The organism is Vibrio sp. 1F279 (assembly GCF_041439815.1).
Taxonomy (GTDB): Bacteria; Pseudomonadota; Gammaproteobacteria; order Enterobacterales; family Vibrionaceae; genus Vibrio; species Vibrio tasmaniensis_A.
On sequence record NZ_JBGOOU010000034.1, the window covers coordinates 11481 to 32976 of the forward strand.

The following is a 21496-nucleotide window of genomic DNA, read 5'->3' on the forward strand; positions in this document are numbered from 1 at the left end:
TATTGCGGTTTAGATCTTACAACCGCCGCCTTCACAATCTTCTTCCGGCACTTGAACTGCATCGCCTTGGTCGTCTTTAGCACCATCACGAGTGTTATGGTAGTAAAGCGTTTTAACACCATACTTGTATGCAGTTAGCAGGTCTTTAAGCAGCTGCTTCATTGGTACCTTACCGCTGTCGTAAACACTTGGATCATAGTTAGTGTTTGCAGAGATAGCTTGGTCAACGAATTTTTGCATGATACCCACTAAGTGTAGGTAACCGTCGTTATTGCCAATGTTCCAAAGTAGCTCGTAGTTGTTTTTAAGATTTAAGAAATCAGGAACAACTTGCTTCAGGATACCGTCTTTCGACGCTTTCACTGATACATAACCACGTGGTGGCTCGATACCGTTAGTCGCGTTCGAGATTTGAGACGAAGTCTCAGAAGGCATAAGCGCTGTTAGCGTAGAGTTACGCAGACCGTGCTCCATGATCTCTTCACGTAGCGTGTCCCAATCGTAGTGCAGAGGCTCTTCACATACTAAGTCGATATCTTTTTTATAAGTATCGATTGGCAGTAGGCCTTTCGCGTAGTTGGTCTCGTGGAAAGATGGGCAACGGCCTTGTTCTTTCGCTAGTTCAACAGACGCTTTTAGTAAGTGGTATTGAATTGCTTCAAAAGTACGGTGAGTCAGGCCATTTGCGCTGCCGTCAGAGTACTTAACACCATTCTTCGCCAGGTAGTATGCATAGTTGATGACACCCACACCTAAAGTACGACGATTCATTGTCGATTTGTATGCTGCTGGAAGCGGGTAGTCTTGGTAATCAAGCAGTGCATCAAGTGCACGAACAACCAACTCAGAAAGCTCTGCTAAGTCGTCGAGTTCATTGATTGCGCCAAGGTTGAACGCTGAAAGCGTACACAGTGCAATCTCACCTTCGTCATCTTCCACGTTAGAAAGTGGCTTAGTTGGTAGCGCGATTTCTAGACATAGGTTCGATTGACGAACAGGTGCTACTTCAGAATCAAACGGGCTGTGTGTATTACAGTGGTCAACGTTCTGAATGTAGATACGACCAGTAGAAGCACGCTCTTGCATTAGTAGAGAGAACAGTTCAACCGCTTTCACAGTTTCACGTTTCACTGAAGGATCGTTTTCGTACTTAACGTACAGCTCTTCAAAACGCTCTTGGTTTTCGAAGAACGCATCGTAAAGTCCAGGTACATCTGAAGGGGAGAACAGGCTGATGTTGCCACCTTGAACAAGACGAGAGTACATAAGCTTATTAAGCTGTACGCCGTAGTCCATGTGACGAACACGGTTCTCTTCAACACCACGGTTGTTTTTCAGTACTAATAGAGACTGAACTTCACCGTGCCATAGTGGGTAGAACACGGTTGCTGCACCGCCACGAACACCACCTTGAGAACAACATTTTACTGCTGTTTGGAAGTATTTGTAGAAAGGGATACAGCCAGTGTGGAACGCTTCACCACAACGAATTTCAGAACCAAGCGCACGGATACGACCTGCGTTGATACCAATACCAGCACGTTGAGATACGTAACGAACAATAGAGCTTGCTGTTGCGTTGATAGAATCAAGGCTGTCACCACACTCGATCAGCACACAAGAACTGAATTGACGAGTAGGCGTACGTACACCAGACATAATTGGTGTAGGTAGAGAAATCTTAAACGTAGACGAGGCGTCGTAAAAACGTTTGATGTAATCCAGACGAGTTGATTTCGGGTATTTACCGAATAAACAAGCAGCAACTAGGATGTAAAGGAACTGAGCACTCTCGTAGATTTCTTTTGTTACACGGTTTTGCACGAAGTATTTACCTTCAAGCTGCTTGACCGCTGCATAAGAGAAGTCCAAGTCACGCTTGTGGTCGATGTACGCGTCAAGCTCGTCAAACTCAGCTTTCGTGTAGTCTTCCATTAGGTGGCTATCGTATTTACCCATATCAACCAGTTTTGCAACGTGGTCATATAGAGCCGGTGGCTCGTACTCGCCGTACGCTTTTTTACGTAGGTGGAATACTGACAGACGTGCTGCTAGATATTGGTAATCAGGAGTCTCTTCAGAGATTAAATCCGCTGCTGACTTGATGATTGTCTCATGGATGTCAGTGGTGGTGATGCCATCGTAAAACTGAATGTGAGCTTTCAATTCTACTTGTGATACAGAAACATTGTGCAAGCCTTCAGCTGCCCATGTGATCACTCGATGGATTTTCTCTAAATCGATTGTTTCTTTGCGCCCGTTACGTTTGGTAACAGTAAGTTGTTGGTTCATTCTGCTTAATTTCCCTAACAAAACTGAACAAAGCCGTGTTTTTGTGTATTTCTGTGTAATTTTTGTAAATTACGTTTCGGCTTTGTGATCTTGGTCTACCCATACATTGTAGTTCAAACACAACATATAGGGGTCATTTGTTTGTTGGGTTACAAGATAGTGCTACAGTTTATATTTTTCAAGGTAAAGAAATGGGAGTGCTTGTGGATAAGTGGTGGATTGAAAAAAAACTGTAAGTGACCACTAACTGACGAGGTTCGATGTGACTTGATTGTATAAAAATAGCCTTTTAAGGTTGCTTTATTTTTGCGCACACATAAAAAAAAATCCCTTGATCTTTGAGCAAAATGGGCAATGGATTTTGGATGATTAAAATTAAATCTAGGTGGTCAAAATGGAAGCGAGCGCACGAAATTTAGACTGAAAAAAGTCGTAAAGTTATGTTAATTACAACTCTTTTCAATCGTCTTTTTCTAAAAGATTTTAAGCTGGTGATATTAATAGTTATCGGGTGAGATTTTGCGTGTGGACTATGTAGTTAACATCTACATTTGTGCCCAAACGGTAAGTGTCCGTTAACGGGTTGTAGTGCAGTCCTGTAATCCCCAATTCTTGCAGCGGAGTGTTGTCTATCATCTTGATAAGTTCCGCTGGGCGAATGAACTTTTCGTGGTCGTGAGTACCTTCTGGGACAATCTTAAGTAGCTTTTCTGCACCTACTATAGCGAATAGGTAAGACTTAAAGTTACGGTTCAATGTCGAGAAGAACACATGGCCGCCCGGTTTAACCAACTTTGAACAAGCCGAGATAACCGATTGTGGGTCTGGTACGTGCTCTAGCATTTCCATGCAGGTCACCACATCGTAAGTTTGTGGGTTTTGCTCAGCATGATCTTCAATGGTGCTTTGAATGTAATCAAGCTTGGTGCCGGTTTCTAATGCATGCAGACGAGCGACTTCTAGCGGTTCTTTACCCATATCTAAACCAGTGACTAGCGCACCTTCAACGGCCATGCTCTCAGCCAAAATACCGCCACCGCAGCCAACATCGAGAACTTTCTTGCCAAATAGGCCTTCGGTTTTCTCTAGAACGTAATTTAGGCGCAGTGGGTTGATTTGATGTAGTGGCTTAAACTCGCCTTCTAGATCCCACCAGCGCGACGCCATGTCTTCGAATTTTTTGATTTCTGCTGGGTCTACGTTTTGTGATTTAGTCATAATCGGCATTTCCAAGTTAAATAATGCATCCATGAAATTGCAGGCATTATAACTTGCCTTTTCCTGCTGACCAGAAGATCTACAATTTTGCTAGTTTATTGAGTGTAAAGTGACCATGTTTCAGCAAGATATGACGCTGAGGTGCAATTTCTCATCAATAGATTGGCTACAAGGGTCACAAGATGGTAAAAGGAGAGGGAAAGTGATGCCTCCGTAGGTAAATTTGTGTTATATTTTTCGGTCTTATACGTATTCAAAAATACGATCTGACTATAGAGGGAAAATGGCTCTATGAGCGATCTAGCGAAAGAGATCACGCCCGTAAATATTGAAGATGAGCTTAGAGGTTCATACCTAGACTACGCGATGTCCGTCATCGTTGGTCGTGCCCTTCCAGATGTGCGTGATGGCCTAAAACCAGTACACCGCCGCGTTTTGTTCGCGATGAATGTATTAGGTAATGATTGGAACAAAGCATATAAAAAGTCTGCTCGTGTAGTAGGCGATGTAATCGGTAAATATCACCCACACGGTGATAGTGCGGTATACGAGTCAATTGTTCGTATGGCTCAGCCGTTTTCACTACGCTATATGTTAGTCGATGGCCAAGGTAACTTTGGTTCGGTTGACGGCGATTCAGCTGCGGCAATGCGTTATACCGAAGTTCGTATGTCAAAAATAGCTGGTGAGCTATTAACGGATCTTGATAAAGATACGGTTGACTTCGTTCCTAACTATGATGGAACCGAGCAAATACCAGCAGTTTTACCAACAAAAATACCAAACCTATTGGTTAACGGTGCTTCTGGTATCGCAGTAGGTATGGCTACCAACATCCCGCCACATAACCTTGGCGAAGTTGTTGATGGCTGTTTAGCATTTATCAATAATGAAGACATCACTATTGATGAGCTAATGGACTACATCCCGGGTCCAGACTTCCCGACAGCAGCATTAATCAGTGGCCGTAAGGGCATTGTCGATGCATATAAGACTGGCCGTGGCAAAGTTTACATGCGCTCGCGCGCGAACATTGAAATGGAAAAGAACGGTAAAGAAACAATTATCGTTACTGAAATTCCATATCAAGTGAACAAAGCTCGTCTGATCGAGAAGATTGCAGAACTTGTAAAAGACAAGAAAGTTGAAGGCATCAGTGCACTACGTGACGAATCTGATAAAGATGGTATGCGTATTGTTATTGAATGTAAGCGTGACGCTGTCGGTGAAGTTGTACTAAACAACCTTTACTCACAAACTCAACTGCAAACAACTTTCGGCATCAACATGGTTGCTCTGAACAACGGCCAACCACAACTTTTCAACATTAAAGATATGTTGAAGTGTTTTGTTGATCACCGTCGTGAAGTTGTGACACGTCGTACTATCTTCGAATTGAAGAAAGCGCGCGACCGTGCACATATCTTGGAAGCTCTATCTTTAGCGCTTGCAAACATTGATGAAATCATTGAACTGATCAAGAACGCACCAACACCAGCAGAAGCTAAAGTTGGTCTAGTATCTCGTGGTTGGGATCTTGGTAACGTTGCATCAATGCTTGAACGTGCTGGTACTGATGCAGCTCGTCCAGATTGGCTTGAAGACCAATACGGTATCCGTGATGGTCAATACTTCCTAACGGAAACTCAAGCGCAAGCTATTCTAGAACTTCGTCTTCACCGCCTAACTGGCCTTGAGCACGAGAAGATTCTAGACGAATACAAAGCACTTCTAGAAGAGATCGCTGAGCTAATGCATATCCTTGCAAGCACTGAGCGTTTGATGGAAGTGATCCGTGAAGAACTTGAAGCGGTACGTGATATCTATGGCGACGAACGTCGTACAGAAATCACAGCAGCGGTTCATGATATCGACATGGAAGAGCTAATCGCTCAAGAAGACGTGGTAGTAACGCTTTCTAACGCAGGTTACGTTAAGTACCAAATCCTAAGCGACTACGAAGCTCAGCGTCGTGGTGGTAAAGGTAAGAGTGCAACTAAGATGAAAGATGAGGATTACATTGAGCGTCTGCTTGTTGCTAATACTCACGATAACATCTTATGTTTCTCTACTCGTGGTAAAACGTACCGCCTGAAAGTTTACCAACTGCCTCAAGCAAGCCGCACCGCTCGTGGTAAGCCTATCGTTAACATTCTTCCTCTAGAAGAAGGTGAGCGTATTACGGCTATCCTGCCTGTTTCTGAATTCTCAAACGAGAAATTCATCTTCATGGCAACAGGCGACGGTACAGTTAAGAAGACATCACTGGATCAATTCGCAAACGTACGTGCTAACGGCTTAATCGCAGTTAACCTACGTGACGATGACTCACTGATTGGCGTTGATATTACTGACGGTAATAGCGACATCATGCTGTTCTCGAAGTCGGGCAAAGTTGTTCGCTTTAACGAGGACAAAGTACGTCCAATGGGTCGTACTGCCTCTGGTGTTCGTGGTATGAAGCTTCCAGAAGACGATCAAGTGGTTTCACTGATTGTTCCTTCAAACGAAGGCGATATCCTAACTGTGACTCAAAACGGTTACGGTAAGCGTACTGAGTTGGCTGAATACCCAACGAAAGGCCGTGCAACGCAAGGTGTAGTATCTATCAAAGTCTCTGATCGTAATGGCCCAGTAGTTGGCGCTGTTCAGGTTGAAGAAGGCGATGAAATGATGATGATCACCGACGCAGGTACACTAGTACGTACTCGCGTAGCGGAAGTAAGCCAAGTTGGTCGTAACACTCAAGGTGTAACACTGATTCGTACTGCTGAAGACGAGAATGTTGTAGGTCTACAACGTATCGACGAAGTAGAAGAAGCTGAGATTGTTGAAGGCGAAGAAACTGAAGAAGCAAATGCTGACGCAGTAAACGCTGAAACGGCTGTTGTTTCTGAATCAAGTGAAGAGCAAGCATCTGATGCTTCTGACTCTGAAAGTGATAGCGAGCAAGACACTGAGTAATCTCGATTACGTTAAGTAATTAAGCTTACCAATGAAAAAACCGAGCCTAAGTGCTCGGTTTTTTATTGCCTGTCATTTCACTCTTTTTCTCTTCTCTTCTCTTCTCTTCTCTTCTCTTCTCTTCTCATTTGGCTTATGGCTTAGGTCTGAACACCAACCTTAACCCGTCGCTTTTATGCGAAAGTTTGAGCACTAAATCTCGAACGCTAAACTTTGATCAATAACGAGGCAGGGCGAAAACGATAGAGTAGGGGCAGATCTAAATAAAAGGGATGCGGAATGGATATCTGGTTGTTGGTTGCGTTGGTACTAATGAGTCTGTTTTTGATTGTGGTCGTTATTGCCGCGAGCAATAATGGCAGCCATCTAAAAGGCAATGTGGTGATTTCTCTTACTGCGGTGGCTTTGAGCGTGTTGGTTTGGTCTCAACTGAAACAAGAGTTACCTCAACTTCCTTTGGATGATAGCAATAACTACACGGCAACAGATTTCGAAGATGAGCTTCAACAAAGCCTCAAACAAGACCCGAATCAATCCGACTTGTGGTTTAAGCTTGGTGGTGTGTACATGCAGAGAGGGGAGTTTGATGCGGCATTCACTTGCTACGACTACGCAATTCGATTAGATCCTCAAGCGCCTTCTGGCCTCTATGCTGCCAAAGCAACCGCACTTTATTATCTGAGCTCTCAAGCGATGAGTGATGATGTTAATGCGCTGTTGGAGCACTCAATGCAGCTTGATCCCAATGATCGTACGGCATTGATGTTGATTGCGACCGATCACTTCATCAGCATGCGCTATCAACAAGCGATCGATGCGTGGACTCAAATCTTAGATTCCAATCAGAAGGGCATTGATCGTGTCTCTATTATCCATTCGATCAACCAAGCTAAACAGATGATCCGTTAAGCTTGGCTAATTGCTAAAGAGGCGATCTTACTTAAGAGCTCATTTCGAAGACTATTGGTTTTCCTGCATTTCGATTAAGCCACCAGCATTGTGGATTTGAGTAAACCCTTGAGCACGCAAGAATTGATAAGCTTGCCCTGAACGATTGCCACTGCGGCAATACAATACGATGGGTTGGTCTTTATCTATCTTAGCAAAGTGAGTAGCCACTTCAGAAAGAGGGTAGTTGATGGCGTTGTCTAGATGCCCTTGTTCAAACTCTGCAGGTGTTCTGACATCAACCACTAATGCCCCTTTCTCTATTAATTCCCACCCTGTTTCAGCACGCTCAGAGGCGTGAACGCTTGAACTGAGTAGTGCAATACATAATGCCGAAAGCGAAAGTAAAATTTTCATTGTTTATTCCTTGAATTGGCGAGTGGTTCGGGGGCTCGATATTGATGTGTATTCCCCCAAAACCTAAAAAAACCAGCCACACAACAATAGTGTGACTGGTTTTTACTTAATGGTCTAATGGAAGAAACTAGTATTCGTAGTTGGCTTCACGCTTTTCAGCTTGCTCTTCCCATTTAGGAACAACCGTGTCTAAGAAGTGCTGTTTCTCTGCGTTCATCTTATCCATGTCCATTCCAAGCGCTTTTTGAGCCGCTTCTTTTGTCGAGATATCTGGAATCTCGATTGGATCGGTGATGCCTTTCTTCGCCAGTAGACGAACAATCTTAGTACGAGCATCCGCGGCGCGGTCAACGGCAGTACCTAGCACTTCTAGAGCGATTTCAGGTGCGTGCATGTGAATACCGTGAGACGCGATAGCGTAGTCCCAACGCCATTGAGCGTGACGGATATCCAGTAAGATAGGTTCCATCTCTTGCTCTGTCGCACCCGCTTCCCATGCTGCGCCTGCTTCAAAGTGAGCAGCAACGATTTGTTTCTCTGCTGTCAGCTTCATGTTTAGTACTTGCGCTTTACGGCTTGAAACGATGTTACGCATAGTTTCTTTCGATTGAGTGTGACAGTTTGCACACGTATCTTCGAAACGGTCGAATGGGTTACCCACTTTATGGTCGGTATAAACGGTGCCATCTTCTTTGGTGACTTTCGGCATATGACAGTCAGCACAAACGACTTTGTTCTTACCGTGGATGCCTTCGCGCCATGTTTCGAAACCTGGGTGCTGTGCTTTCAGCATGGGTGCTTTCGATACTTTATGCGTCCAATCTTTAAAGTTGATTGCATCATAGTAACGTTCCATGTCGCCGACCGTTGTACCTTGGTCCCAAGGGAATTTCACACCTTTGGTTGGCCCTGTGAAGTAGTATTCCACGTGGCACTGAGCACAAACAGAAGCTTGTTGGTCTAAGCGGCTTTGCTCATCAAACTTTTTACCAATCGTTTCAAATGCACGCTCAACGTAAGGACGAGTCACCTTCAGTGCAGGCTCACCATTCTTAAAGCCTTCGCTTTGGGTGTCGTGACAGTCTGAACAGCCAATAGGGTTAATGATCTCGTTGCCAAGACGCGCCCATTTACCTTCAAAATAACCATCTTCACCACGCTCTTCGATAACACGAGCGACATCTGGGCTCTTACAACTCCAACACGCCATTGGCATTGGGCCAGAGCTTTCGTCCGTTGGGCCGCCAGTACGAAGTGTTTGTCTTACATCGTCAATGGCATAAAAGTGGCCGCGTGCTTTGTTGTAATCTTTTGCGAAGCCGTAGCCAGCCCACATGATGACCATGTTTGGATCTTCTTTTAGTGCGTCTTCAATAACTTCGCTTTCTGAAGTTTGTCTCCATGAGTGATATTGATCTGGGTGGTTTTGCTCGAACTGGTCGTTACGAGGGTCGCCAATTTCTTTTTGTTCAGACGCAGCAAAACTGGTCGCGCTTGCTAGTGATGCGCTAACCATTAATAGTGCTGTGACCGAATTACGTATCCAATGCTTTTTCACAGTGATATCTCCAATATACTGATTCTTATACCAAGCGTTGTGAGTTTGCTATTCAAATTAAGAACTGGAGAATTCCTGTTTATATTAATTCATAAACAAACACATTTTGTTACGTGTTGGATATAGCTTGTCTTAGATCAATTAATGGTAGTGACTTCAATCACGCTGAAGTTTATATACCCCTAAAGGGGTATTGGTGGTTAGTGGCATTAAAACTCAAGTGATAATTATTATCATATATAACAATCAATTACCTAAATTGACCATGATATAAATAGGGTGATTGCGTTCACAGATTAACCTATCGAAATTTCGCATTACCTAATTAGAGGTATATTCTGATTATAGAAAGCGTTGTGGCTTATCCAAAATAAGAATTGATATCATTTAAGCGGTAATAATATCGTTTAAGGGTACTTTTGTTTAACCGGAATATTATTTAGTTGAGAGTTAAATAATGCCGGTATAAGGAAAGGATAAAATGGGCAATATTAAATTGGCCATAGTCATAATGCTTAAATCCCTTCTAGCATTCTGCCTCTATGGTTATTCCATTCATGCTGTTGCTGAGCCTGCTGTTACGCCAGTAGGAGAATCAGCAAGACATGAAGTCGAATTAATCCGCGACAAAGACTACAAGTGTGTTCAATGCCATAAAGATTCAAAAGAAACGGTATTGGGTTCACATGGTGAAAGTGCACACGCTTTACTTGGCCGTGAAGTAAATTGTACCGATTGTCATAGTTCAATTAGCCCCGATCACCGTGAAGGTGCACCTGAAGTGGTGAAGTATCGCGCGGCTCAATCACAACCAGGAACCGAAAAGGTTTTCCTCGATCCTAGCTTAATTTTAGATGCCAATAGCCAATGTATCGATTGTCACAAACCTGATGATCTGCGTGAAGCTAGCTGGACCCACGATGTTCACGCGCAAAACTTAACGTGTTCAAACTGCCATGATGTTCATGCGACTGAAGCAAAGGTGTTGGGCTTAGATAAAAAGCAAACCATTAAGCTGTGTGTGGATTGCCATTCAGACTTCAACCAGAAGAAAGAAGGGGAGTAATCTATGATCTGCTCAAGAAGAAACTTTTTAGCAGGCGCTGGTGCCGTTATTTTTACCACGGGTGTAGCAGGAACTGCTGCGGTGACAAGTCGTAAAACGTTGGCCAATGTTCAAGAAGATGGTGCTAAACGTTATGGAATGATTCATGACGAAACCGCGTGTATTGGTTGTACTGCTTGTACAGAAGCATGTCGTGAAGTGAATAAAGTACCTGAAGGCGTGTCGCGCTTAGAAATTATTAAGAGCGAACCCCAAGGCGAATATCCAAATGTTGATTACCGTTTTACTCGTAACTCTTGCCAACATTGTGATAACGCGCCGTGTGTGATGGTTTGCCCAACAGGTGCTGCCTACAAAGATGAAAAAACGGGCATTGTTGATGTCCACAAAGAGAAGTGTGTCGGTTGTGGTTACTGTTTGTTAGCGTGTCCATATCAAGTGCGCTTTTTCCATCCAGAGAACAAGTCAGCCGATAAATGTAACTTCTGTCGTGATACCAATCTAGCACAAGGGAAGTTGCCTGCTTGTGTCGAATCTTGCCCAACCAAAGCGCTGACATTCGGCGATTTAAATGACCCTAAGAGTGAGATAAACCAAGTACTTCAATCCGAGGTAGTTTACAGAGATAAAGCCTATCTAGGCACTCAACCAAAACTCTATAAAGTGCCACACCAAAAAGGGGAGATTTGATTATGAGTGCATGGGACGCAGCTTTTCAGTCTGGTACCGTGGTATGGGACTGGATTATAGCAATCTATCTATTTCTCGCGGGGATGTCGGCGGGTGCCGTAATGATCTCCATTTATCTCAAGCGTAAGGTTATTGAAGGCGATCCTGCTCATAATGGTGTGTTAAAGGCGACAGCTTTTCTTGCGCCATTTGGGATCATCTCAGGCTTGCTGATCTTGGTTTTCCACCTGACAAAACCGTTGTCATTTTGGAAGATCATGATCTTCTATAATCCAACGTCTGTGATGTCGATGGGTGTGGTCTTATTCCAAGTGTATATGGTGATCTTGTTCCTTTGGATCGGCATTATATTTAGAGATCAAATTGTCGTGTTCTTGAATGACCAAACATGGTTAAAAGGACGACTCGACTTTGTCGGGAACTGGATTGGCAAATTAGAAGTGTTTGAGAATGCTCTGGAAATATTCCTAGCTGTTCTTGCTTTGATGCTTGCCGCTTATACCGGATTCTTGCTGTCAGCTTTAAATACCTTCCCACTATTGAATAACCCAGTACTGCCGATTTTATTCTTGTTCTCGAGTTTATCTTCGGGTGCGGCGGCGTGTATTTTATTCGGTGTGTTGGTCTTTAAAGAATCACCTTATAGCCCGAGTATTTCATGGATCCACGGATTTGAACGCCCGGTAGTGATGTTTGAGTTGTTTGTTCTTATCACTTTCTTTACTGGGCTGATCTTCGCTGGTGGTCAAAGTGAACAAGCAGTATGGAACGCAATTGGCAGTGGTTTCTGGGCGAGTTGGTTCTGGTATGGCGTCATCGGTGTTGGTATGGTTTTACCGTTGTTGTTGAATGCCGTCACACCAACCTCAATCCGCCATAGCTCGGTGTATATTTTCTCCGTGACTTCGCTAAGCCTAATGGGCGTATTAATGCTGCGAACTTTTGTCCTTTATGCAGGGCAGTTAACGATAGCTTAATTTCGCGCAAGTTTATTAGTGAGCAGATGTTGGATACTAGACATCTGCTTATTAATGAACATGCTTTTAGTAAACATGAGATGCGTGTTCAGATCGGCTCTGCTCTAGCGGAGCCTTATTGAGGTGATATGGTCGGTTCTTTGGGGCTGTTTAGTTTAGTGTTGGTTGCTGTACTCAGTAGCATTATTGGTGTGCATTCGTTTTATCAAATGCTAAACAAACGGACGCAAAATATAAGTTTAATCCGCAGTTTCTCTCTTTCAAGTACATTGTTTTCTCTCACTTCTGTCGCATTGCTTGGTTATGCTTTTGTCAGTGATGACTTCTCTATTCTCTATGTCGCTGAACATTCAAATACTCAATTACCCTCATTTTTTAAGCTAGCAGCCGTATGGGCAGGCCATGAAGGTTCCTTGTTATTTTGGGTACTGACGATCAGCGTCTGGTCTGGCGTGATTGCCTTACAAAAACACTATTCGAATGAATACCAAAGCCGCGTGTTGTGGGTAATGAATCTACTGCTCGCGATATTTGCTTGGTTCACCTTATTCGCATCAAACCCATTTGAAATGAATTCGATCTTGCCGCTAGAAGGGCGTGACCTTAACCCAATGTTGCAAGATGTCGGCCTGATCTTTCACCCTCCATTACTTTACCTTGGCTATGTCGGTTTTTCTGTGGTGCTGGCATTTGCCGTTGCCGCTTTGCTGGTTGATCCTATTGAGTTTGATTGGGTTGCCCATTGTCGCAGTTGGTGTCTAGTCGCTTGGATCTTTTTAACCGCAGGGATCATTCTTGGCTCTTGGTGGGCGTATTACGAATTAGGCTGGGGCGGCTGGTGGTTCTGGGATCCTGTTGAAAATGCCAGCTTGTTGCCGTGGCTCACTTCGACAGCCTTGCTGCATTGTTTAGGTGTTGCCAAGGGCAAACAACAGCTTTTGAAGTGGTCTTTAAGCCTTGCTTTCATTACATTTTGTTTGAGTATCTTAGGCACCTTTATTGTTCGTTCTGGCGTACTTACGTCGGTGCACGCTTTTGCTGTCGACCCGACCAAAGGTATCGCACTACTACTTATATTGATGTTGGTGCTAGTGAGCTCTTTCTCTCTTCTTATCATCAGAGGGGAGTCTTTTGAATCTAACCCGATTACTAGCTTCGCCAGTAAGAGTTTTTTAAGTCTGGTCGCGGTGCTCATTTTTGTATTAGCGACCGCTGTTGTGGTGTTTGGTACATTTTATCCAATGGTCTTTGAGCTGCTTGGGCTGGGTAACATATCGGTCGGTGCGCCATACTTTAATCTGTTGATTGCGCCTTTGGCTTTGCTCGCACTTGGCGTGGTTGGCTTAGCTCCATTGCTTAGCATTAAACCTCAAGCAACCAAAGACGTTATTGCCTCGTTAACTGTGGTGTCATTTGTGCTTGGGTACATTTGTTATTCATGGCAAGTGGAACAAGTCCAACGACAAGCGATGGTTCTGATGACATGGTCACTCGCATTTTGGGTTTTACTCACTCATGTTTATGGCTTAGCGGTAACGCGCAGTTCCAAGTTCCAACGAAAAGTCTGGGTGATGACATTTGCCCATGTTGGTGTCGCGATATTAGCGGTAGGTGCGGCAATGAATAGCTACCACTCGTTTGAGCGCAGCTATAAACTGAGCCCAGGAGCACAAGTAGAGTTCATGGATTGGACGCTTGCTCATGAAGATACAGAGCTTTATGTCGCCTCAAACTTTACCGCAGAGAAGGCGATACTTAAGCTAGAAACTGGTGAGCAAAGTTTTTCCATTACACCTGAAAGAAGACATTATCAAGTTCGAGTGATGAACATGAGCGAGCCCGCAATGAAATGGTTCTGGCATGGCGATGTGTATATCACCATGGGTGAGAAAGTTGACGCTACCGCTTACGCATTTCGAGTTCAGTACAAAGCGTATGCTCGTTGGATATGGCTTGGTGGGCTGTTCTCAATTCTAGGTGCTGTGCTTTCACTGACCAATCGTAAAAAGAAAACCGTTAAGGCTGCACAGTATGCATACCAGCGTTCGTAATAAACTCATTGCTCTATTTTCAGTGGCTGTTGCTTTGGTCGTTGCATTTTCATATGCGCTCGACAATAAGCAACAAACGACCAGCGTTTCAGATCAAAAAAGGGCTTTCCCTGAATTTACGGCAGAAAAACTCGTTACTGATGAGTCATTCGATTCTGAAGCATTAAGCTCTGAAATATTAAGCTCTGAAACGGCTAAGCTTACGCTTACTGATATTACTCAACATCCTTACCAACTGGTCAATGTATGGGCTTCATGGTGCGGAATATGTAAAACCGAGCACGCTTTTTTACTCGAACTGCAGAAGAAAGGCATTCCAATTGTCGGTCTCAATTATCGAGATAACCCCGGTGCTGCGCTTAATGTATTGTCCAACGACGGCAATCCGTACGCAACTGTGATCAGTGATCCTCAAGGGAAGTTGGCTTTAGAACTCGGTGTCATAGGGACTCCTGAGACGTATTTAGTTGATGCTGAAGGCCAAATAGTGAAGAAGTTGCTAGGTGTGATTAATGAATCGGTTTGGCGCAAAGAACTCGCTCACTATTTTAAAGGTAAAAATGGATGATGAAGTTCCTGCTCAACATAGTGCTCATACTTAGCTCCGCTATTGTCGTCAACTTCCCTGTAATAGCCGAGGACTTGTTTACGGCGAGTGATAAAGATACAAGCATTCAGGTAGAGTTATTTGAGTTTGAAAGCCCTAATCAACAACAGCGTGCTATTAGTTTGGCTAAATCGCTGCGCTGCCCACAATGTCAGAATCAAAATCTGATTGAGTCGAACTCTCCCATAGCAAAAGATTTACGCCTTGTTGTATTCAATATGGTGAAAGCAGGGAAGAGTAACAATGAAATCACTCAGTACATGACAGAAAGGTTTGGTGAATTTGTGCTTTATAAGCCAGCAATGAGTGTTTCAAACATATTACTTTGGGTGTTACCGAGCCTATTATTTCTTTTGTTTGTATATTTGTCAGTAGCGAGTGTTAGGAAGGACTCATAAAAATTGTGTATTACTGTTTACCAATTGAGCTGTATTTTGTAATATTAACGGATTATAAAGGCTAAGCACTGTTATATAAGGATGTGTTTGTGGATAACGTAATCTCAAATTTAAAAAAAGAGTTCTATACTCATGTCCGTTCTGATAAATGGGCAGAAAAATACAGTGCAAAGTCGAGCATCTCTACACTGACACAAGAAGAGTTAAGTGAATTAGAGAATGCTTGGGTGCAGCTTGTTATCTGGAAGCAAACTCAACTAAGCTGATCGTTCCGCAAAAAGTGTAGTCTTAGCCGCAATTGATTGATTTATAACCCCATGTTGGTCATCCCAACGTGGGGTTTTTTGTTACCCAGAAAATTAATTGTTATAATATAACAATTTGTACGTGGTCGACCTTGAAAAAAATTGTTAACAGCCTCATAGTGTCTATCATTAGATAGTTAGCTACAAAATATTGCCTAGACATATAGTGTAGTGTTGTTAAATACATCGAATTTTCAAGTGAGTATAGCTATGGCGGAAGTGCGTGCCAGAATAGATTTCAAAGTAGGGGTAACAAGCAGTATTGATGCTGAACTTCTGTCTTTTCATGGATTGAAAACAGATAAAGAGCATGTTGCTGTGATATTTAAATCAGCGGATAAGACACAAGACATACCTCTTGTTCGTATGCACTCTGAGTGCCTGACTGGTGATGTTTTTCATTCTTCTCGCTGTGACTGTGGTGAGCAGTTAGATGAAACCATCAGAATTATGGGTGAGACGGGGGGAGTGATTCTTTACTTACGCCAAGAAGGTCGTGGTATTGGTTTGTATAACAAAATCGATGCGTACCGTCTGCAAAGCGAAGGCATGAACACCTATGAAGCGAATAACCACCTAGGTTTTGGTGATGATTTACGCGACTTTACCGAAGCGGCAGAAATGCTTCGCGCTTTAGGAACCACAAAAATTCGTTTGGTTACTAACAACCCTAAGAAGATCAATGAGCTGAAATCTTTCGGTATTGAGATTGAAGAAGTGGTGAATACTTCTGCACATATCAAGTCGGGAAATGAGAGTTACCTGAAGGCGAAAGTCTCACACGGTAAGCATAATCTGGATATTTGATAAGCTTCCTTTTATTGCTATAGCACAAAAGTATTTAAAGACCTCACAAATGTGAGGTTTTTTTGTATTTATCTTGCAATAAAATTGTAAGTTTGTATTATTCAAATCTGTAGTGTAAATGATAATGGTTTGCACTATTACTACGAATAATAATTCAAAGCTCAACAAGGATGCTTCATGACCATTAAATCTTTAGTGACAAAAGCCGTAACTTCGTCACTCATTTTTGCCTCTGCTTCTTCTTTTGCAGCAGTAACTCAAGATCAAGTTGTAGAACATTACGCCGATATTGCTCATGCAGTGTTTGCAGATTCAGTAATTACAGCAAAAGCGTTGAACTCTTCTATTGATACCTTCTTAGCTTCTCCTTCTGCTGGCAATTTCGAACAAGTAAAGCAAGCTTGGCTAGACTCTCGTGTACCTTACCAACAGTCTGAAGTATTTCGCTTTGGTAACGTTGTTGTAGATGATTGGGAAGGCCAATTAAATGCATGGCCGCTAGATGAAGGCCTTATCGATTACGTTTCGACTGATTACCAATATGAACTTGGTAACGAAGGCGCTAGCGCAAACATCGTTGCAAATAAGACTTTCCAAATTGGTCAGACAACAGTAGACGCAACTAACATTACTCCAGAGCTAATTGCAGACCTGAACGAGATCGGTGGTTCTGAAGCGAACGTAGCGTCTGGCTACCACGCGATTGAATTCCTACTTTGGGGCCAAGATTTAAACGGTACTAACAGCGGTGCAGGTGAGCGTGCTTACACTGATTTCGTTGTTGGTGCTGAGTGTACTAATGGTAACTGTGACCGTCGTGGCGCATACCTAAAAGCATCAGCTGAACTACTTATCCAAGACCTAGAGTGGATGGAAAAGCAGTGGGCTGAAGGCGAGAAAGGCAACTACCGTCAAGAGCTTCTTTCTGAATCTAGCGAGAACGGCCTACGTAAAATGCTATTTGGTATGGGCTCACTATCTCTAGGTGAACTAGCGGGTGAGCGTATGAAAGTTGCACTAGAAGCAAACTCTACTGAAGACGAGCATGATTGTTTCTCGGATAACACGCATAACTCTCACTACTACAACGAGCAAGGTATCTACAACGTATACACTGGCTTGTACAAGCGTGAAGATGGTTCTCTACTTTCTGGTCCTAGCCTGTTTGACCTAGTAGAGCAAAAAGACGAGCAAGCGGCGAAAGAGATTCAAAAGCAGTTTGACCTAGCACGTGCGCAAGTTGGTCAACTTGTTGTGTCAGCAGAGAAAAATAACCAGCACTTCGATCAGCTAATTGCTGCTGACAACGCTGCAGGTAACGCGCTAGTAAACAAAACAATTGTTGCGCTAGTGTCTCAAACCGCTGCAATCGAGCGTGCTGCTGGTGTTATTGGCATTGATAGCCTAAACCCAGACACAGCGGATCACGAGTTCTAAGAACCCGAGGCCAAATCAATGTAAGGGCTCTTATTGAGCCCTTAATTGTTTGTTATTCAAAAAAGTTACTCTCTAATAAAAACTAAAATCAAAAACACAGCAAGGCAATGTATGAAGTCGTATCTCTCAGCCTCACTATTAACCGCACTGTTTTTCTTATCTCCATTGCACGCCCATGAAACCTACTCTGGAGGCAAAACCACAGTAAAGAAAGAGGGCGCGAACGCTTTTTCTCTTCCTGCAGCCAACCTTCCAATGAGCAAACGTTTGGATTTCAGCGTAGGTAACAGCTTCTTTAGAAACCCTTGGGTTCCTGCGCCGTCATCAACCGATGCACGTGATGGGTTAGGTCCATTGTTCAATACCAACGGTTGTCAAAACTGTCACATCAAAGATGGTCGTGGTCATGCGCCTGAAAAAGATGACCAGAACGCGGTTTCATTGTTGGTCCGCTTAAGTATCCCTGCTGAAACGCCAGAACAGAGACAAGCCTTCATTCGTGATGGTGGTATTCCTGAACCAACTTACGGCGGCCAGTTACAAGATTTCGCGCTTCAAGGTGTAAAACCCGAGGGCAAAGTGAACATCAGCTACACCGATGTTCCTGTTGAATTCAAAGACGGTACAGTCGTTACTTTGCGTAAACCAATTTTAAAGATTACTGATCTTGCCTTTGGCGAGATGCATCCTAAAACTGAGTTTTCAGCTCGTGTTGCGCCGCCAATGATTGGCCTTGGTTTACTTGAAAGCATCCCGCAAGAAACGATTCTCGGATTTGCTAAACAGCAGTTGGCCGACAAGCAAGGTGTTTCAGGCAAAGCGAACTACGTTCTTGATGTTCAAACTAACGAAATGGCGTTGGGTCGATTCGGTTGGAAAGCTGGCCAGCCAAACCTAATGCAGCAAAATGCGGCGGCGTTTAACGGTGATTTGGGCTTAACGAGTCGCTTATTCCCGAATGAAAACTGCACATCAGCGCAATCAACCTGTGATGATTTTCCGAATGGTGGCGAGCCAGAAGTCAGCGACAATATTCTAGATTTTGTTGAGTTCTATTCGCAGCATTTAGCGGTCCCTATTCGTCGCAACGTCGATAAGCCTGCTGTAGTGCAAGGCAAAAAATTATTCAAAGACGTTGGTTGTCAGAGTTGCCACCAAGCTGAAATTCGCACAGCAGAGCGTGAAGGGTTACCTGCGTTGTCTAAGCAATTAATCAGTCCGTATACCGATATGTTGTTGCACGATATGGGGCAAGGCTTAGCCGACAATCGCCCTGAATATCTTGCCAATGGCCAAGAGTGGCGTACGACGCCATTATGGGGATTAGGCTATACCAAAGAAGTGAATGGTCATACGTTCCTGCTTCATGACGGTCGCGCAAGAAACGTTATGGAAGCGGTACTTTGGCACGGTGGTGAAGCAGAAATGGCGAAACAAAACGTTTTAGCTCTTAGTAGCAGCGAACGTGAAGCGCTATTGGCGTTCTTAAACTCGTTATAGGCTGCGTTGAATTCAGTTTAGTTAACGGCTAGTGACTTAAGAAAGCCGCTATCAAACCACTTAGCACCGCTGAACTTGTAGGAATACGAGGTCAGCGGTCGTTTGGTATTTAATGAATTCATATAATTAAAAGAAAAATTAGGAAGTAAGGTAACAGCATGACGCATAAATTTTTGTTAATGCCTTTGTCGGTATTAATCATGGCAGGCTGCCAATCATCGGGTGAACAAGCTGCTTCATCTGAGGTTAACGGTGTGTCTTATCAAGCTGATACGACCGACCACATCAGTCGCAGTGTCTATCAACAAGAGTTTGATTCAGCCGTCCTATTCGCCAAGCAAGCCAACGAGCTAGAAGTCTTGATGCAGGGTTACTGCCAAACTAATGATGTTGAGTTAGATGCTTTGAAAAGTCAGTGGCAGCTCACCATGAACAGTTGGATGGCACTGCAAGGACAAGAAAGAGGCCCAACAGCGGCACTTGAAGAGAGCTGGAATATTCAATTTTGGCCTGATAAGAAGAACACCACCGGTCTTAAAATGCGTCAATTGACTCAGCAGGACAAAGCATGGTCTCAAGACGAAATCGCACAGCAGAGCGTGACCGTTCAAGGGCTGGGTGCGTTGGAATGGTCGCTTTATGACGAGCAATCGCTACTGCTTCAAGACAAAGCATTAGGCTGCCAAACATCACAAGCGATTACTGAAAACTTAGCGATTAAGTCATCTTCGATTGCACAGGCATGGCAGGTTAACCCTTGGTTAGCGTTAGACGAGACTCGTTGGGAGTCTGAATACATCGCTTTATTGACCAACCAACTTGATTACAGCATGAAAAAGCTGAGTCGCCCAATGGCTAAAATCGGTCATCCGCGTCCTTACTTCTCAGAATCATGGCGTGCACAAACTTCGATGACTCAACTAAAAGCGAATGTAGCAGCACTTCAGAATTTGTACCTTGCCGATGGCAATGGCTTAGACGGCTTGTTGAGAGAGAAGGGCTTAAATGACCTTGCTGACCGTGTTGCTGACCAGTTCACGCTAACGTTAGATACTTGGCCAACAGACTCAAGTTTGTTCGAGTTGCTGCAGAGCAAAGAGGGCTACCGAAATGTGCTGACTCAATACAACAAACTAGAACGTTTGAAGTACTTGATTCATGAAAAAGTGGCGATAGAGCTTGGCGTGGTAATAGGATTTAATGCTACCGATGGTGACTGATACTACACGAAGAACGCTACTCAAGGCTGCACTGGGTTGTGCAGCTGTACCTGTACTTCCGTTTGGCTGCGCTAGTCGCTCTGGCGCCGCAAGCACATCTAATGATCCTCAACTGATCGGTTGTGCGCTGAATGGTCGTGGCCAATATTCAGCGGTTGTGGCTGACGAATATGGTATGCCGCTGAGTCAGCTGCCGATCCCAGATCGTGGGCATGGCGTCGCAATTTGCCCAACATCATCACATGCGGTGGTTTTTGCTCGTCGTCCTGGTGACTATTTTATGGTGTTTGACTATAAAAATGGTCAGCAGATCAAGATGGTTGTGAAAGGTAACAATCGCCACTTCTATGGTCATGGCGTTTACTCATTAGATGGCAAGTTACTGTATGCCACGGAAGGGAAAACCGACAGTAGCCAAGGTGTGATTGGTGTTTACGATGTCTCACAAGGCTATCGTAAGGTCGAGGAGTTCACGGGCTTTGGTATCGGCCCTCATGAAGTGATCATCATGCCGGATGGTAATCTCGCGATTGGTGTTGGCGGCGTTCATACTGACGGTAGAACACCGAAAAACTTGAATTCAATGCAACCGAGTTTAAGTTATGTTTCACCTGAAGGTGCGCTGCTTGATCAGGTTGAATTGCTAGACAAGAAGCTGAGCATTCGACACTTAGCCCATGATGGTGCTGAAACCGTACTATGTGGCCAGCAATATCGTGGTGAACCAGATGAGTATCCTTCGCTGTTGGCGATGCATACCAAAGGCGGGCAGTTTGAATCACTGAACGCGGAACCAGAGCAATGGGCAAGGTTCAATCACTATATCGCCAGTATTGCGGCGTCAGATGATTGGATTATTGCGACTTCGCCAAGAGGCAACTGTTATGGTATTTGGTCTAAAGAGACTAAAGAGTTAGTGGAACTCTCTGCGTTGTCTGATGCTTCTGGCGCAGTGCTACTTGATGGTGAGTTTCGACTCAGCTCTGGAGCGGGCAGTGTGGTGAGCCAACGCAAGCCTTATAAAAAATCCAGTCAGCAATCATCCGTCCAGTGGGATAACCATTGGAGTGCAATCTAGTTCATAAAACTCCTTAAAAAATA

General features: G+C 43.9%; 18 protein-coding genes. 14 read left to right on the forward strand and 4 right to left on the reverse strand.

Going from position 1 to position 21496, the window contains the following annotated elements; translation table 11 throughout:
• Positions 1-9 precede the first annotated feature (9 nt).
• Together nrdA and ubiG are read right to left on the reverse strand one after the other, a co-directional pair.
• Positions 10-2292, reverse strand: a complete 2283-nt coding sequence (nrdA, locus tag ACED60_RS20230; protein ID WP_371728321.1) for a class 1a ribonucleoside-diphosphate reductase subunit alpha — start codon at positions 2290-2292, stop codon at positions 10-12.
• Between the two features lie 504 nt (positions 2293-2796).
• Positions 2797-3543, reverse strand: a complete 747-nt coding sequence (gene ubiG, locus ACED60_RS20235; protein WP_017101817.1) for a bifunctional 2-polyprenyl-6-hydroxyphenol methylase/3-demethylubiquinol 3-O-methyltransferase UbiG — start codon at positions 3541-3543, stop codon at positions 2797-2799.
• A 258-nt stretch (positions 3544-3801) separates the two neighbouring features.
• Between ubiG and gyrA the strand changes: the two genes are divergently transcribed.
• Positions 3802-6474, forward strand: a complete 2673-nt coding sequence (gyrA, locus tag ACED60_RS20240; protein WP_017106649.1) for a DNA topoisomerase (ATP-hydrolyzing) subunit A — start codon at positions 3802-3804, stop codon at positions 6472-6474.
• Between the two features lie 279 nt (positions 6475-6753).
• Positions 6754-7383 (forward strand): tetratricopeptide repeat protein, encoded by a 630-nt coding sequence (locus ACED60_RS20245; protein ID WP_012604320.1) that lies wholly within the window; start codon positions 6754-6756, stop codon positions 7381-7383.
• 51 nt (positions 7384-7434) lie between these two features.
• Here the strand turns inward: ACED60_RS20245 and ACED60_RS20250 are convergent, their stop codons facing one another.
• Both ACED60_RS20250 and nrfA read right to left on the reverse strand, forming a co-directional pair.
• Positions 7435-7779, reverse strand: a complete 345-nt coding sequence (locus tag ACED60_RS20250; protein ID WP_009848845.1) for a rhodanese-like domain-containing protein — start codon at positions 7777-7779, stop codon at positions 7435-7437.
• A 127-nt stretch (positions 7780-7906) separates the two neighbouring features.
• On the reverse strand, positions 7907-9337 hold the full coding sequence (gene nrfA / locus ACED60_RS20255; RefSeq protein WP_017101428.1) for an ammonia-forming nitrite reductase cytochrome c552 subunit: 1431 nt from the start codon (positions 9335-9337) through the stop codon (positions 7907-7909).
• 481 nt (positions 9338-9818) lie between these two features.
• On the opposite strand from nrfA, the gene nrfB reads away from it, so the two are divergent.
• The 12 genes from nrfB (at position 9819) to ACED60_RS20315 (ending at position 21473) form a co-directional block, all read left to right on the forward strand.
• The gene (gene nrfB / locus ACED60_RS20260; RefSeq protein WP_135382619.1) at positions 9819-10403 is read left to right on the forward strand and encodes a cytochrome c nitrite reductase pentaheme subunit; all 585 of its coding nucleotides are present in this window, start codon (positions 9819-9821) and stop codon (positions 10401-10403) included.
• Positions 10404-10406: 3 nt separating this feature from the next.
• Positions 10407-11093: a cytochrome c nitrite reductase Fe-S protein gene (nrfC, locus tag ACED60_RS20265; protein ID WP_077680270.1), complete on the forward strand. Its 687-nt coding sequence runs from the start codon at positions 10407-10409 to the stop codon at positions 11091-11093.
• Between the two features lie 2 nt (positions 11094-11095).
• Entirely contained in the window at positions 11096-12070 is a 975-nt protein-coding gene (nrfD, locus tag ACED60_RS20270) for a cytochrome c nitrite reductase subunit NrfD (protein ID WP_371728322.1), read from the forward strand.
• Positions 12071-12198: 128 nt separating this feature from the next.
• Positions 12199-14121, forward strand: a complete 1923-nt coding sequence (locus tag ACED60_RS20275) for a heme lyase CcmF/NrfE family subunit (RefSeq protein WP_371728323.1) — start codon at positions 12199-12201, stop codon at positions 14119-14121.
• The gene (locus ACED60_RS20280) at positions 14102-14689 is read left to right on the forward strand and encodes a DsbE family thiol:disulfide interchange protein (RefSeq protein ID WP_017103446.1); all 588 of its coding nucleotides are present in this window, start codon (positions 14102-14104) and stop codon (positions 14687-14689) included. The genes ACED60_RS20275 and ACED60_RS20280 overlap by 20 nt, the downstream gene beginning before the upstream one ends.
• Positions 14686-15126 carry a cytochrome c-type biogenesis protein CcmH gene (locus ACED60_RS20285; RefSeq protein WP_371728324.1) on the forward strand — a complete coding sequence of 147 codons (441 nt, stop codon included), beginning with the start codon at positions 14686-14688 and terminating at the stop codon, positions 15124-15126. The genes ACED60_RS20280 and ACED60_RS20285 overlap by 4 nt, the downstream gene beginning before the upstream one ends.
• 89 nt (positions 15127-15215) lie before the next feature.
• Positions 15216-15392, forward strand: coding sequence for a hypothetical protein (locus ACED60_RS20290; protein WP_009848837.1), 177 nt, complete (start codon positions 15216-15218; stop codon positions 15390-15392).
• A 249-nt stretch (positions 15393-15641) separates the two neighbouring features.
• Positions 15642-16238 carry a GTP cyclohydrolase II gene (gene ribA / locus ACED60_RS20295; protein WP_009848836.1) on the forward strand — a complete coding sequence of 199 codons (597 nt, stop codon included), beginning with the start codon at positions 15642-15644 and terminating at the stop codon, positions 16236-16238.
• A 177-nt stretch (positions 16239-16415) separates the two neighbouring features.
• Positions 16416-17675, forward strand: a complete 1260-nt coding sequence (locus ACED60_RS20300; RefSeq protein WP_009848835.1) for an imelysin family protein — start codon at positions 16416-16418, stop codon at positions 17673-17675.
• 111 nt (positions 17676-17786) lie between these two features.
• On the forward strand, positions 17787-19175 hold the full coding sequence (locus ACED60_RS20305) for a di-heme oxidoredictase family protein (RefSeq protein WP_371728325.1): 1389 nt from the start codon (positions 17787-17789) through the stop codon (positions 19173-19175).
• 158 nt (positions 19176-19333) lie between these two features.
• Complete coding sequence (locus ACED60_RS20310) at positions 19334-20395, forward strand: imelysin family protein (RefSeq protein ID WP_371728326.1); 1062 nt, start codon at positions 19334-19336, stop codon at positions 20393-20395.
• Positions 20385-21473 carry a DUF1513 domain-containing protein gene (locus ACED60_RS20315; RefSeq protein WP_371728327.1) on the forward strand — a complete coding sequence of 363 codons (1089 nt, stop codon included), beginning with the start codon at positions 20385-20387 and terminating at the stop codon, positions 21471-21473. Before ACED60_RS20310 ends, ACED60_RS20315 begins: the two co-directional genes overlap by 11 nt.
• Positions 21474-21496: the final 23 nt, after the last annotated feature.

Excerpts from the sequence above, each read along its gene's own strand:
- ACED60_RS20300 (WP_009848835.1), top strand. The coding sequence starts at position 16,416 with ATGACCATTAAATCTTTAGTGACAAAAGCCGTAACTTCGTCACTCATT.
- nrdA (WP_371728321.1), bottom strand. The coding sequence starts at position 2,292 with ATGAACCAACAACTTACTGTTACCAAACGTAACGGGCGCAAAGAAACA.
- ACED60_RS20245 (WP_012604320.1), top strand. The coding sequence starts at position 6,754 with ATGGATATCTGGTTGTTGGTTGCGTTGGTACTAATGAGTCTGTTTTTG.
- ACED60_RS20275 (WP_371728323.1), top strand. The coding sequence starts at position 12,199 with ATGGTCGGTTCTTTGGGGCTGTTTAGTTTAGTGTTGGTTGCTGTACTC.
- nrfB (WP_135382619.1), top strand. The coding sequence starts at position 9,819 with ATGGGCAATATTAAATTGGCCATAGTCATAATGCTTAAATCCCTTCTA.
- nrfC (WP_077680270.1), top strand. The coding sequence starts at position 10,407 with ATGATCTGCTCAAGAAGAAACTTTTTAGCAGGCGCTGGTGCCGTTATT.
- ACED60_RS20280 (WP_017103446.1), top strand. The coding sequence starts at position 14,102 with ATGCATACCAGCGTTCGTAATAAACTCATTGCTCTATTTTCAGTGGCT.
- nrfD (WP_371728322.1), top strand. The coding sequence starts at position 11,096 with ATGAGTGCATGGGACGCAGCTTTTCAGTCTGGTACCGTGGTATGGGAC.
- ribA (WP_009848836.1), top strand. The coding sequence starts at position 15,642 with ATGGCGGAAGTGCGTGCCAGAATAGATTTCAAAGTAGGGGTAACAAGC.
- gyrA (WP_017106649.1), top strand. The coding sequence starts at position 3,802 with ATGAGCGATCTAGCGAAAGAGATCACGCCCGTAAATATTGAAGATGAG.
- ubiG (WP_017101817.1), bottom strand. The coding sequence starts at position 3,543 with ATGGATGCATTATTTAACTTGGAAATGCCGATTATGACTAAATCACAA.
- ACED60_RS20310 (WP_371728326.1), top strand. The coding sequence starts at position 19,334 with ATGACGCATAAATTTTTGTTAATGCCTTTGTCGGTATTAATCATGGCA.
- ACED60_RS20315 (WP_371728327.1), top strand. The coding sequence starts at position 20,385 with ATGGTGACTGATACTACACGAAGAACGCTACTCAAGGCTGCACTGGGT.
- ACED60_RS20285 (WP_371728324.1), top strand. The coding sequence starts at position 14,686 with ATGATGAAGTTCCTGCTCAACATAGTGCTCATACTTAGCTCCGCTATT.
- ACED60_RS20305 (WP_371728325.1), top strand. The coding sequence starts at position 17,787 with ATGAAGTCGTATCTCTCAGCCTCACTATTAACCGCACTGTTTTTCTTA.
- ACED60_RS20250 (WP_009848845.1), bottom strand. The coding sequence starts at position 7,779 with ATGAAAATTTTACTTTCGCTTTCGGCATTATGTATTGCACTACTCAGT.